A 12,641-nucleotide genomic window follows, 5' to 3' on the forward strand; every position below is an offset into this window, starting at 1 on the left:
GCAAAGCAGACGCCAGAGCAGGTCAGCTATACCGCGTCGCCAGATTTACGGGGCTGCGCCCCGATCGCAGCCTGCGGCAGCGGCTACAGGGTTAGCGCCGACCGGCATGTCGCGTCTGGCCTTGGCTTTTGATCTTGATCCACCCGCCCCACCGGAGCGAAGGCCGTACGCAGGGGCAAGTGAACGGGACAACCACATAGGTGACAGAAAAATACAGGCACATGGGTAACACCACATCAGGGCGGAACCATAAGTGGCCGTTACCGCAGAAACGGATATGTACCCCGTCCAACATCCCCAGCGCCGCCATCGTGGGCAATCGAGCGTCGACCGGCCGCTCCTACGGATCCGTGGCGTCCCAAAAACAATCGCTACGTCGTCGAACGAGCGTGCCGACATGATTGACACCATCAGTCCCTTTCTGGGACCGATCAAGCCACTCGGCAGGATCTAGGACAGCCCCGCTTCCACCAGCATCGCCTCCAACCCCAACAGATCCGGAATCTTCGCCACCTGCTCCCCCACCTGTACCGCGGCCTTTTCCAGCCGGCACAGCGGCACATCGACGTAGCTCAGCTGGCTGTCGAGCCGGCAGGAGCGCGGGATGCCCTGGATCACCAGGGCGATGAACTTCAGGCGCTCGCGGCCGCCCAGGGTGTTGAGCACCACGATGCGGGCGCGTTCGCCGATGGCGAGGGGCTGGCCGCAGGCGGCCTCGAAGCTGATCAGCGGCAGCTGGCGGTCGCGCCAGGCCACGGAGCGCAGGTACCAGGGCGGCGCGTCGCTGGCGGGCTCGCCGCGCTGGTAGTCGATCAGTTCGGCCACCGCGACGTTGGGCAGGATCAGGGTGCGGTCGGCCAAGGGCAGCAGCAGTCCGGTGAGGAAGCTGGCGCGGTAGTCATGCATGGGGTCTGCTCCACTGGGCGATGCTCTCCAGCAATACCGACTCCTGGTAAGGCTTGCCAAGGTAGTCGTTGACGCCAATGGCCATGGCCCGGTCGCGGTGCTTCTGGCCGGTGCGCGAGGTGATCATGATGATCGGCAGCTGTTGCAGGCGCGGGTCGGCGCGCACCTGCATCGCCACCTCGAAGCCGTCCATGCGCGGCATCTCGATGTCCAGCAGCATCAGGTCCGGGGTGTGCTCCTGCAACAGCGCCATGGCGTCGACCCCGTCCTTGGCGGTCAGCACGTTCATGCCGTGGCGTTCCAGCAGGCGGCTGGTGACCTTGCGCACCGTCACCGAGTCATCGACCACCAGCACCAGCCTCGGCCGCAGCGGTTCGACCTCGGCGCTCACTTCATCGCCGGCCGCCATGCGCGGCACCGGCAAACGCGTTTGCAGGGCGCGGATATGCGCCAGCAGATCGAGGATCAGCACCACCCGGCCATCGCCGAGGATGGTCGCGCCGGACAGCCCCTGCACCGCCGCGAACTGCGGCCCCAGGCTCTTGACCACGATCTCCCGGGTGCCGGCCATGGCGTCCACCTGCACGGCGATCCGGTGTTCGTTGTAGTGCACCAGCAGCACCGGCAGCGGCAGGCTCTGCCCCAGCAGTTTCGGCCGGGCCACGGTGTGCAGCAGCTCGCCGAGGTAGCACAGCTCATAACGCTGGCCGGCGTATTGGTAATGGGGCGGGTCGAGCTGGTAGTAGCTTTCCAGTTCGTGGGGCAATACCCGGACGATGCCCTCGATGGTGTTCAGCGGGATCGCGTACTGCTCCTCCAGGCACTGCACCATCAGCGCCCGGTTGACCGACAGGGTGAACGGCAGGCGAATGCGAAAATGCACGCCCTGCCCAGGGATCGAGTCGATGGTCATCGAGCCGCCGAGCTGGCGCACCTCTTCATGGACCACGTCCATGCCCACACCGCGCCCGGAAATCTGGGTGATTTTTTCCGCCGTGGAAAACCCCGGCTGCATGATGAATTGCAGCACGTCGCGGTCGCTGATCTCGACATTGGGGGCGAGCAGGCCACGCTTGATCGCCTTGCGCCGCACCGCCTCCAGCGGCACCCCGGCGCCGTCGTCGCGCATGTCGAAGACGATATCGCCACCTTCGTGGGACAGGTCCAGGGTGATTCGCCCCTGCTCCGGCTTGCCCGCGGCGCGCCGCACCTCGGCGGACTCCAGGCCATGGTCGACGGCGTTGCGCAGCATGTGTTCCAGGGGCGCGACCATGCGTTCCAGCACATTACGGTCCATCTCGCCCTCGGCGTTGCCGACGCTGAACGACACGTCCTTGCCCAGCTCCTCGGCCACCTGGCGGACGATACGCTTGAGGCGCGGCACCAGGCGCTCGAACGGCACCATGCGCGTGCGCATCAGGCCTTCCTGCAGCTCGGTATTGACCCGCCCCTGCTGCTGCAACAGGTTTTCCGCGTCCTGGTTGCGCCGGTCCAGGGTTTCCTTGAGGTCGAGCAGGTCGGACGCCGACTCGAACAAGGCCCGCGACAGTTGCTGCAACTGCGAATGGCGATCCATCTCCAGCGGGTCGAACTCCTCGTACCCCAGGCGCTCGGCCTCGACCTGCTGGCGGCTGAGGATCCGCCCCTGGGTTTCGGTGTCCAGGCGGCGCAACTGGTCGCGGATGCGCTCGATGGTGGTTTCCATTTCGCTCAGGGCCACCCGCGCATCGTTGACCTGCTGCTCGATGCGCCCCCGGAAGATCGAGGTCTCCCCGGCCAGGTTGACCAGGTCGTCCAGCAGCTCGGCCGAGACCTTGACCATGTCCCCGGCCACCGCGGCCTCCGCCGGTATCGCCGGCGGCTCGGGTTTGCTTGGCGGGATAAGGTCGGGCAGCAACAGAGGCGGGGCTTCGGCCTGGGTCGGATGAGTAAAGCCGCGAATCGCCTCGATCAGGCTGTCGGCCGGCTTGATCGGTTGTTCGGCACGGGCGGCGTCGAGCATCTGCGCCAGGCGGTCCTGGCTTTTCTGCAACAGGCCGAACAGCGCCGGGGTCGGTTGCAACAGGCCCGCGGACAGGCCTTCGTAGAGAAACTCCAGTTCATGGGCCAGGTCGCCGATCGGCACGATCTCCACCATGCGCGCGCCGCCCTTGAGGGTGTGCAGGTCGCGCAGCAGGGTTTCCACTTCCTGGCGGCTGGCCGGTTCGGCCTGCCAGCGCGTCAGCGCCGCCCCCGAACTGTCGAGAATGTCGAAGCCTTCTTCGAGGAAGATCTCCAGCAGCTCCGGATCGTGGGCCGCCGAATCGTCGGCCACCGCGGCCTCGGGCACCTCGCTGGTGACCCCGCTGCGCTGGCGAAAACCGCGGATCGCTTCGATCAGCGCCTTGGGATCGCTCAGCGCTTGCTGCGCCTGCAACTGCTGCAACAGCAGCGCCAGTTGCTCATGGCTGCGTTGCAGCAGGTCGGCCAGGGCCTCGCCATGCTGGTAACGGCGATCCACCAGGCCTTCGTAGAGGTTTTCCAGTTCCTGGGCCAGGTCGCCCACCGGGCCGACTTCGGCCATGCGCGCGCCGCCCTTGAGGGTATGCAGGTCGCGTTGCAGGGAAGACAGCGGCGCGCCGTTGTCCGGGTCGGCCAGCCAGCGCTGCAAGGCCTGGCCGGCGCTTTCGAGAATATCCACCGCCTCTTCGAGGAAGATCGCCACGATTTCATCGTCCGGTCCGTCCACCTCGATCGGCGCCTCCTGCTCCATCTTGGCGGTGGCGCTGGCCAGGTCGGTGATGCTCAGGGTGCGGCTGCCGTCGCTGCGGATCAGACCCATGGCCGACGGGTCGAGGCTTTCCTCGAGCAGTTCGCGCAAGGCCCGGACCATGGCCGGTTGCGGGCTGACTTCCTGGCCGGCGGCCAGTTCGTCGAGCATGTTGATCAGGGCTTCGTGGGCGTTTTCCGCCTCATGGAAAAACCGCTCGCCGACCGCCAGGCTGCTTTCTTCCACGGCGCCGTACAGGTCCAGCAGCGCTTCGCACAGCTCGTCCATCGGTTGCAGGTCCGCCAGGTGCGCACCTTCGCCGAGGGTGGTCAGTTCGTCCAGCAGGGCGCTGAGCTCCTGGCGCTCACCGGGGTGCTGCCGCCAGCGGCGCAGCAGGTTTTCGGCGTCCAGCAGGATGTCCATGCCCTGGGCCAGGAAGCTGCTGATCAATTGCGCATCGCGCTTGACCCGCAGCCCGGTATTGGGTGCGTTGAGCAGGGTTTCCAGGCGCTCGGCGGTCAGCGCCTTGACCCGTTCGATCAGGTCGGCGGCGCCTTCTATGGGCGCCAGCGGATCGTCGCCCAGCTGTTGCAGGCCACGACGAAACAGGCCTTCGGCTTCCAGCAGCAGCTCGACTTCGTCCAGGTCCAGGGCCATCAGGTGCGCGCGGTATTCCCGGGCCAGCAGGTCCAACGGCGCCGCTAGCTCGGCGATCGACAGCACGCCGGCCATGTAGGCGCTGCCCTTGAGGGTGTGCAAGGCACGCTGCAATTCGTCGCTGGCCTGCAGAGGCAGGTGCTCGGCAGCCTGCTCGAGAAAACGCTTGATGCTCTCCAGATGGGTTTCGGCCTCGTTGCGGAAGATCTCCAGCAACTGCGGATCGAGCCCGCCTTCCAGCCCGTCCACCAACGCCGTGTCGCCCTTGGCCAGGGCATGCGCCCGGGCAGCCAGGCGGTCGACATCGTCGCGCTGGCGCTGGGCCTGGGCGGCGAATTCGGCGACCAGCTCCGGCAGCAGTTGCAATACCTCTTCGAGCAATTGCCGCACCTGCGGCCCCGGTTCCACGCTGTGTTCCAGGACGCGGTTGAGCAGGTTTTCCACGGCCCAGGCCAGCTCGCCCAGCACCAGTGCGCGAACCATCCGCCCGCTGCCCTTGAGGGTGTGGAAGGCCCGGCGGATTTCGCCCAGCGCCGCCTTGCCGTGGGGGTCGGCGGCCCAGCGCGGCAGATACTCGCGCAACACGTCGAGCACTTCGTCGGTCTCTTCTAGGAAGACTTCACGCAGCTCGTCGTCCACCGGCGCTTCATCGCCCGGCGGCGGCAACAGGCTGCCCGGCGTATCCAGCGCCGGTGGATTGAGCGCCGAGACCGGGCTGGCCAGCACGTCGGCCAGGGACTGCACCACTTCCGGGCTGTCCAGCTCCTGCAGGTCCCGCATCACCAGGGCCTCGTTGGGGCTGAGCACATCGCTGAGCAGCGGCACCTGTTCGCTCGTCACCCACTCGTCCGGTGCCTGCTTTTGTGGCATATAGCCCAGCGCGGCCAGGCCCTGCTCGGCCACGTCGAGAATCTTTTCCCCCGGCGCCTGGTGATCGTCGCTCAGGCGCTCCAGGTAATACTCGATGCTGGTGATCACATCGGCCAGATTGTCCAGCTGCTGCCAGCCGGGCTGGCGCGGGTCCAGCAGCAGGTGTTCGCGCACAAAACCATTGCAGGCTTCCAAAAGACCCGCCGCCCGGCTCAGGGGAATCATCGCCAGGGCGCCACGCACCTGGGTCAGCAGCTCTGGCAGCGCCTGCAAGTGTTCGCGGTCCCAGCCGGCGTCGATGTAGTCGACGATCAGGTCCTTGGCCTGTTGCAGGCAGATCCGCGCCTCCTTGATCACCAGTTGGTGGATCTGGGTCAGGTCGGTGGTCGGCAGGCGGCTTTCTTCGCGGCTCTCGGGTTCGGCCGGACCGACCATGCCGGCCAGGGTCGCCTCGACATACAGCAGGGCCCCGGCCACATCCATCAGCACCGCGTCGTTCGGTTCGCGTTGGCCCTGGGCCAGGCTCAGCACCACCGCCAGTTGGTCGATGATGACCTTGCGCGGCTGGCCGAAACCCAGCACCGCCAGGGTGTCGGCGATCTGCCGCAGGGGCGCCAGCAGGCTGTCCAGGTCCGACGCGTGCTGGCGGTCGCTGCGCACGAACAGGTCCAGGCGCTCCTTGACCCGCACCAGTTCCTCGCACAGGGCCGCCAGCACCGAGCGCATGGCGTCGCGGTCGGGGCCGGCCATGCGGGCCCGTTCCTGGTCGACCAGCGCATTGTCGGGCAAAGCGTCATCGAGTCCGTAAGCGTCTTTCATGGTCTGCATCTGCGCGGTGGGATAGCGGGCCTTGGCGATATAAAACAGCAGGCTTTTGAGCAGTTCTTCGGGGGCCGGCTGGTTGATCCCGGCGATGCCCTGTTCATAGAGGCGCTTGAGTTCGCGGTCGGCATCCTTGAGCAGGCTGCGCACCGCCGGGCTGTTGGCGATCGCCCCGCTGCCCATGCCTTCCACCAGGGCCAGGGCGATCTGCCACAAGGGCCCCAGCGGGGCGTTCTGGCACAACACCTGGAGGCGCTCGAAGACCTTGGCCATATAGCCCAGGCTGTTTTTCACATCCTGCTCGCGCAGCAGATCGACCAGCGCGGTTTGCAGCATGTGCCGCAACTTGCGCAGCAGGATGGTCAGGTCGGGGGGCGCCAGGCGGTTCAGCGTCGCCTCGTCCAGCGCCGGCAGGTCCGGCAGCTGCGGGCTGAACAGGCTGGTTTCGCTCAGCAGGCTTTCGCCCCGGGCGCTGCGCAGGTCGTTGAGCAGCGGCAAAACCACCAGCGGCAGGTCGCGGCGCGCACTTTGCACCCGGTCGAGGTACTGCGGCAACTGGCTGATGGCTTGGCGCAGCAGGTAAATGGCCTCGTCGCGCTGGGCCACGCGGTACTCGCGCAAGGCCAGGGCCAGGGCTTCCATTTCTTCGGCGAGCAGCGCCGCGCCATAGAACTCGACCATCTGCAGGCTGCCGTGGACCTGATGGATGCAGTCCAGGCACTGGTCGAGGGCCTCCACCGCCTGCGGCTCGTCGACCAGGTGATCGAGCGCCTGGTGGGCCTGCTTCAGCGTTTCGGCAATTTCGCCCTTGACCCATTCCAGGGCCACATAGTCGTGCCGATCACCCATTACCATTCCCATCAAAGTCGTGCTCCGGCCTCAGCGGTTTTCCCGCGGCGTCTGCTCGCGACCGGCCGGCAAGGTGAAACCGGACACCGAGCGCCGCAGCTGGCTGGCCATTTTCGCCAGGTTGCCGATGCTTTCGGCCGTCGCGGTCGAGCCGGACGAAGTCTGTGAAGTAATCTGCTGGATCACGTTCATGGTCAAGGATATCTGTCCGGCCGACGAAGTCTGCTGCTGGGCGGCATTGGAGATGCTCTGGATCAGCGCCGCCAGGGTCTTGGAGACACCTTCGATTTCTTCCAGGGCCACCCCGGCATCCTGCGCCAGCCGGGCGCCGCGCACCACTTCCGAGGTGGTCTGCTCCATGGAGATCACCGCCTCGTTGGTGTCGGTCTGGATCGCCCGCACCAGGGTCTCGATCTGCCGGGTCGCCGCCGAAGAACGTTCCGCCAGGCGCTGCACCTCATCGGCCACCACCGCGAACCCGCGCCCGGCATCCCCGGCCATAGAGGCCTGGATCGCCGCGTTGAGCGCGAGGATATTGGTCTGGTCGGCAATGTCATCGATCAGGCTGACAATGTCGCCAATTTCCTGGGAAGACTCGCCCAGGCGCTTGATGCGTTTGGCGGTGTCCTGGATCTGCTCGCGAATGTTGTCCATGCCGTGGATGGTGTTATGCACCACCTCGTTGCCCTTGTTGGCGATCTCCACCGAACGCTCGGCCACCGCCGAGGACTCGGCGGCGTTGGCCGACACCTGGTCGATGGACTGGGCCATTTCGTTGATCGCGGTGGAGGCTTCGGAAATCTGTTGGGCCTGATGCTCCGAGGCTTCGGCCAGTTGCATGGCGGTGGCCTGGGTTTCCTGCACCGCGCCGGCGACCTGGCCGGCGGTGAGGTTGATGGTCGCCACCAGGTCGCGCAGCTGGTCGACGGAATAGTTGATCGAATCGGCGATGGTGCCGGTGAAGTCCTCGGTCACCGAGGCGGTCACGGTGAGGTCGCCGTCGGCCAGGTCCTCGATCTCGTCCAGCAGGCGCATGATCGCGTTCTGGTTGCGTTCGTTCTTCTCGGCGGTCTCGTGCAGCTGGCGATTGGTTTCCCGCACCATCACCAGGCCGATCAGGATGATCGAGGCCAGCGCCGCCAGGCCCAGGACATAACCGCCGATGGTGTCCAGCGAACGCCCGCCGGCCAGGTTCTCGAAGCCGATGGCCAGGTGCGAGGCTTCGTCGAGCAGGGTCTGCGACAGGCTGAAGATATTGCTCGCCGATTCGCGGACCTGGAACAGTTCGGGAGAGGTTTCGAGGATTTCGTCCACCGAGCCGGAGACGAACTGGAACAGCTCGCTGATCTCGGTCAGCCGCGCCCGCGCATCGCGGTCCTCGACCTGGCTGATCTTCAAGGTCGGGTTGCCCTGGAGCATGCCGCTCAGCACCTGGCCGAAGCGCGCCGCATCACGGCCAAAGGCATCGGCGGCCTGCACCGCGTTCTCGTCGCCGGCCAGCACGGTATTCACCGCGCCGAGAATCCGTTCGGCCAGCAGCGACTGGCGCTGCGCCATGGCCACCTGGGCGGCCGGAGCGCCACGCTGCAGGAGGATTTCCACGACCTTTTCATACTCGACCTGCAACTGCGGCACGGTTTCCGCCAGGGTCGCGGCTACTTGATGCAAGGACAGCACGGTCTGTTCGCTGGCCAGGATCGCGTCGGCGTTGTGCAGCAGCTTGTCCCAGTCCTGCTGCACCGCGTGCATTTCCTGGCGCACCGCCACGGGCGCGGCGGGCAGCCCGGTGGCCGGGTCGCCTTTTTTCAGGTAGCCCCAGCGCTGGGCGAAATCGTTGCGCGCATCGCCCAGCAGCTTGAAGGCCGCGGCCTTGCCCGCCGCGGCTTCCGTGGCGTTCTTGGCGATGCGCTGGGACAGCACCCGCAGTTCGCCGGCGTGGCCGATGTACTGCTTGTCGTAAGTGGCCTGGGTGTTGAGGTAAGCGAAGTTGGCGAACAGCAGCATGATGAACACGATCAGGGCGATGAACAGCACAATGATCTGTGAGCGGCTGCGCGATCCTTCCATTGGCTTGCCTGGGTTGGCTTTTAGCATCTGCACACCTGAATTCCGGTTGTTCTGTTGCCCGCGCAAGGGGCGGCGCGGTTCTGCAGGTTCATTGCGCAATATTCATCGCGAGCAAGCCTCGCGCCTACAACGCTACGTCCAGGAACCCCGGCGACTGCGCCAGGGCGAAGGGACTGAATACCCACCAGACCTGCTCGCAGGGGAAATACCCACGCAGGTACGGCGTGATGGCGCCCTGTTCGCTACCGCTGGCAGCCGTCTTCAGGCTGCTCTGCTCGAAGTGCTGCATGCCGGCCACTTCGTCCACCATCAAGCCGGCGAACACTTCCTTGTGCTCGACCACCAGCACCCGCCGCTGCTTGCGCAGCGCCGACAGCTCATGGCCGAAGAAGCCGCACAGATCCATGATCGGCAGCAGCCGTCCGCGCAGGTTGGCCACGCCCTTGACCCAGGGCTTGACCCCGGGCAGCAGCGTATAACGGGGCTCGTGCAGGACCTCGCTGACTTCGCCCATCGGCGCCACGTACCAGTGCTCGCCGATGCGAAAACCGATCCCGCTCCAGCCGTGCTGGCGGGTCTCCTGGGAGGGCAGGTCGGCCGCCAGCAGGCGACAACGCTGGTCGATCTCGAGCAGCAGTTCGAAGGCGGTTTGCGACTCGGCCATGGCGCGGGCGGTCAGCCGGCCAGGACGTTGTTCAGGGTCTTGATCAGGGTGTCTTCGTCGACCGGCTTGGTCAGGTAATCCTTGGCGCCCTGGCGAGTGCCCCAGACCTTGTCGGTTTCCTGATCCTTGGTGGTGATGATGATCACCGGGATATGGCTGGTTTCCGCGTCCTTGGTCAACTGACGGGTGGCCTGGAAGCCATTGAGGCCGGGCATGACGATATCCATCAAGACCGCGTCGGGCTTTTCCTGGCGCGCCAGGGCCACGCCGTCGGCGCCGTTTTCGGCCTTCAGGACTTCATGACCGTGCTTTTCCAGCATGCCGGTCAGTTTGTACATTTCAGTCGGCGAGTCATCGACGATCAGAATACGAGCCATGGTCTTCCCCATACGAATAGGCGTGCGGCCCGCTGGCCGAACCTCAATGTGCTTGTTCTACTGCGGCGAACCCCGGCACATGGGCCTTGATCGCGCCCAGCAGCTCTTCCTTGCTGAAAGGCTTGGTCAAAAACTGGTCAGAGCCGACGATGCGACCCTTGGCCTTGTCGAACAGGCCGTCCTTGGAGGACAGCATAATCACCGGCGTGGACTTGAACGCGCTGTTGTTCTTGATCAGCGCGCAGGTCTGATAGCCATCGAGCCGCGGCATCATGATGTCGACGAAGATGATGCCCGGGTGGTTGTCGGCGATCTTGGCCAGGGCCTCGAAACCGTCGACCGCGGTGATGACTTCACAGCCCACATTCTTCAGCAGCGTTTCGGCCGTGCGGCGAATCGTCTTCGAATCATCGATCACCATCACCTTGAGGGCGCTGGATTGCTGTTCCATATCTGCTCTACCATCGCCACAGCGAATCGATTTTCTGCCCGTACTGGTGGCCAATGCCTCAAGCCCTTGATGTTCAAGGCCTGAGCACGGCATGCGAGCCTTTTTAGCATACTCTCCCCATGCAATCTATCGGCCGGCCGGCGCGGTGGTTTTTCCTTGACCGGGAACCGCCCGGGCGCCACTCTGACGCCACTTTTTCAAGCCATTGCGCCCACTAATTTTCGAGGAAACCGCCCATGAGCGTTCGCGTCGGGATTGTCATGGACCCTATCGCCAGCATCTCCTACAAGAAGGACAGCTCGCTGGCCATGCTGCTGGCCGCCCAGGAGCGCGGCTGGACCCTGTTCTATATGGAACAGCGCGACCTGTACCAGGCGACCGGTGGCGTGGCCCGGGCGCGGATGCGCCCGCTGAAGGTGTTCGCCGACCCGCACAAGTGGTTCGAGCTGGAGGCCGAGACCGACAGCGCCCTGAGCGAGCTGGACGTGATCCTGATGCGCAAGGACCCGCCGTTCGACATGGAGTTCGTCTACTCCACCTACCTGCTGGAACAGGCCGAGCGCGACGGCGTGCTGGTGGTCAACAAGCCGCAGAGCCTGCGCGACTGCAACGAAAAACTGTTCGCCACCCTGTTCCCGCAGTGCACGCCGCCGACCATCGTCAGCCGTCGCCCGGACGTGTTGCGCGAATTCGCCGACCATCACGGTGACGTGATCCTCAAGCCGCTGGACGGCATGGGCGGCTCGTCGATCTTCCGTCACACCGCCGGCCACCCGAACCTCTCGGTGATCCTCGAAACCCTGACCCTGCACGGCAAGCAGCAGATCATGATCCAGGAGTATCTGCCGGCCATCGTCGATGGCGACAAGCGCATCCTGATGATCGACGGCGAGCCTGTGGATTATTGCCTGGCGCGGATTCCCGCCCACGGCGAAACCCGTGGCAACCTTGCCGCCGGTGGCCGTGGCGAAGCCCGTCCGCTGACCGAGAAAGATCGCTGGATCGCCGCACAGGTCGGCCCGACCCTGCGCGAAAAAGGCCTGCTGTTCGTGGGGCTCGACGTGATCGGCGAACACCTGACCGAAATCAACGTCACCAGCCCGACCTGCATCCGCGAGATCGACAACGCCTTCGGCACCAACATCGGCGCAATGCTGATGGATGCCATCGATCAGAAGCTCAAGGCTCGTTGATCCAGAACCGCCAAGCACAAACCAACATTGCGTTATCATGCGCCGCCTGTGAAACGCGCGATGTTGGTCTTGTGATGTTTTTTGTGATGTTGAGCCGCTGATGACACTCCCTTCCGATCTGCCCCCCGAGCTGGCCCACAGCGGCGTGCGCCCGGCCGATCGCCTGGGGTTTACCCTGTTCCTGGCCGCCCTGCTGCACATCGCGCTGATTCTCGGCCTGGGTTTCTCCTTCGCCGAACCCAAGCAGATCAGCAAGACCCTGGAAATCACCCTGGCCACCTTCAAGAGCGAGACCAAGCCGAAGAAGGCCGACTTTCTCGCCCAGGAAAACCAGCAAGGCAGCGGCACCCTGGAGAAGAAGGCGATCCCGAAGACCACCGAAGTGGCGCCGTTCCAGGAAAACAAAGTCAACAAGGTCACCCCGCCGCCTCCGGCCAAGACCGAGGTCAAGGAAGCCGCGCCCAAGGCCGCAGTCGCCACCACCGCGCCGAAACCGAAAAAGACCGTCACCAAGCGTGAAGAGGTCAAGACCGAGGCCAAACCCAAGGTGCCCGTGCCGACGTTCGACAGCGAGCAGTTGTCCAGCGACATCGCCAGTCTGGAGGCCGAGCTGGCCCAGGAACGGCAGCTGTACGCCAAGCGCCCGCGCATCCACCGCCTGAGCGCGGCCTCGACCATGCGCGACAAGGGCGCCTGGTACAAGGACGAGTGGCGCAAGAAGGTCGAGCGCATCGGCAACCTCAACTACCCGGAAGAAGCCCGGCGCAAGCAGATCTACGGCAACCTGCGGCTGATGGTCTCGATCAACCGCGACGGCTCGCTGTACGAGGTACTGGTGCTGGAGTCCTCCGGCCAGCCGCTGCTGGACCAGGCGGCCCAGCGCATCGTGCGCCTGGCGGCGCCGTTCGCGCCCTTTACCGGCGACCTGTCGGATATCGACCGGCTGGAGATCATCCGCACCTGGAAGTTCGCCCGCGGCGACAGGCTGTCCAGCAACTGAATGAGAGCATCCCCAGCTTGTCAGTTCGCCCCTCCA

General features: G+C 65.2%; 8 protein-coding genes. 2 read left to right on the top strand and 6 right to left on the bottom strand.

The window, feature by feature from the left end; genetic code table 11:
• Window positions 1–450: 450 nt before the first annotated feature.
• The 6 genes from H0I86_RS29580 to pilG all read right to left on the bottom strand — a co-directional run bounded on the left by H0I86_RS29580 (window position 451) and on the right by pilG (window position 10,412).
• Entirely contained in the window at window positions 451–906 is a 456-nt protein-coding gene (locus tag H0I86_RS29580) for a chemotaxis protein CheW (RefSeq protein WP_085533007.1), read from the bottom strand.
• Window positions 899–6,853 carry an Hpt domain-containing protein gene (locus tag H0I86_RS29585; protein ID WP_180923140.1) on the bottom strand — a complete coding sequence of 1,985 codons (5,955 nt, stop codon included), beginning with the start codon at window positions 6,851–6,853 and terminating at the stop codon, window positions 899–901. Before H0I86_RS29585 ends, H0I86_RS29580 begins: the two co-directional genes overlap by 8 nt.
• 30 nt (window positions 6,854–6,883) lie before the next feature.
• On the bottom strand, window positions 6,884–8,947 hold the full coding sequence (locus tag H0I86_RS29590; protein ID WP_180923141.1) for a methyl-accepting chemotaxis protein: 2,064 nt from the start codon (window positions 8,945–8,947) through the stop codon (window positions 6,884–6,886).
• A 97-nt stretch (window positions 8,948–9,044) separates the two neighbouring features.
• Window positions 9,045–9,584, bottom strand: a complete 540-nt coding sequence (locus tag H0I86_RS29595) for a chemotaxis protein CheW (protein ID WP_038575084.1) — start codon at window positions 9,582–9,584, stop codon at window positions 9,045–9,047.
• An 11-nt stretch (window positions 9,585–9,595) separates the two neighbouring features.
• Complete coding sequence (gene pilH, locus H0I86_RS29600; protein WP_007953328.1) at window positions 9,596–9,961, bottom strand: twitching motility response regulator PilH; 366 nt, start codon at window positions 9,959–9,961, stop codon at window positions 9,596–9,598.
• 43 nt (window positions 9,962–10,004) lie between these two features.
• Window positions 10,005–10,412, bottom strand: coding sequence for a twitching motility response regulator PilG (gene pilG / locus H0I86_RS29605; RefSeq protein WP_180923142.1), 408 nt, complete (start codon window positions 10,410–10,412; stop codon window positions 10,005–10,007).
• 236 nt (window positions 10,413–10,648) lie between these two features.
• Between pilG and gshB the strand changes: the two genes are divergently transcribed.
• Window positions 10,649–11,605, top strand: coding sequence for a glutathione synthase (gshB, locus tag H0I86_RS29610; protein WP_180923143.1), 957 nt, complete (start codon window positions 10,649–10,651; stop codon window positions 11,603–11,605).
• A gap of 100 nt (window positions 11,606–11,705) precedes the next feature.
• Window positions 11,706–12,605 carry an energy transducer TonB gene (locus H0I86_RS29615; RefSeq protein ID WP_180923144.1) on the top strand — a complete coding sequence of 300 codons (900 nt, stop codon included), beginning with the start codon at window positions 11,706–11,708 and terminating at the stop codon, window positions 12,603–12,605.
• Window positions 12,606–12,641 lie beyond the last annotated feature (36 nt).

The sequence above is a fragment of the Pseudomonas chlororaphis subsp. aurantiaca genome, assembly GCF_013466605.1.
Classification (GTDB): domain Bacteria; phylum Pseudomonadota; class Gammaproteobacteria; order Pseudomonadales; family Pseudomonadaceae; genus Aquipseudomonas; species Aquipseudomonas chlororaphis_I.

What these genes read in the sequence shown, in the direction of transcription:
- H0I86_RS29580 (WP_085533007.1), bottom strand. Translation starts at nt 906, where the DNA reads ATGCATGACTACCGCGCCAGCTTCCTCACCGGACTGCTGCTGCCCTTG.
- H0I86_RS29585 (WP_180923140.1), bottom strand. Translation starts at nt 6,853, where the DNA reads ATGGGTGATCGGCACGACTATGTGGCCCTGGAATGGGTCAAGGGCGAA.
- H0I86_RS29590 (WP_180923141.1), bottom strand. Translation starts at nt 8,947, where the DNA reads ATGCTAAAAGCCAACCCAGGCAAGCCAATGGAAGGATCGCGCAGCCGC.
- H0I86_RS29595 (WP_038575084.1), bottom strand. Translation starts at nt 9,584, where the DNA reads ATGGCCGAGTCGCAAACCGCCTTCGAACTGCTGCTCGAGATCGACCAG.
- pilH (WP_007953328.1), bottom strand. Translation starts at nt 9,961, where the DNA reads ATGGCTCGTATTCTGATCGTCGATGACTCGCCGACTGAAATGTACAAA.
- pilG (WP_180923142.1), bottom strand. Translation starts at nt 10,412, where the DNA reads ATGGAACAGCAATCCAGCGCCCTCAAGGTGATGGTGATCGATGATTCG.
- gshB (WP_180923143.1), top strand. Translation starts at nt 10,649, where the DNA reads ATGAGCGTTCGCGTCGGGATTGTCATGGACCCTATCGCCAGCATCTCC.
- H0I86_RS29615 (WP_180923144.1), top strand. Translation starts at nt 11,706, where the DNA reads ATGACACTCCCTTCCGATCTGCCCCCCGAGCTGGCCCACAGCGGCGTG.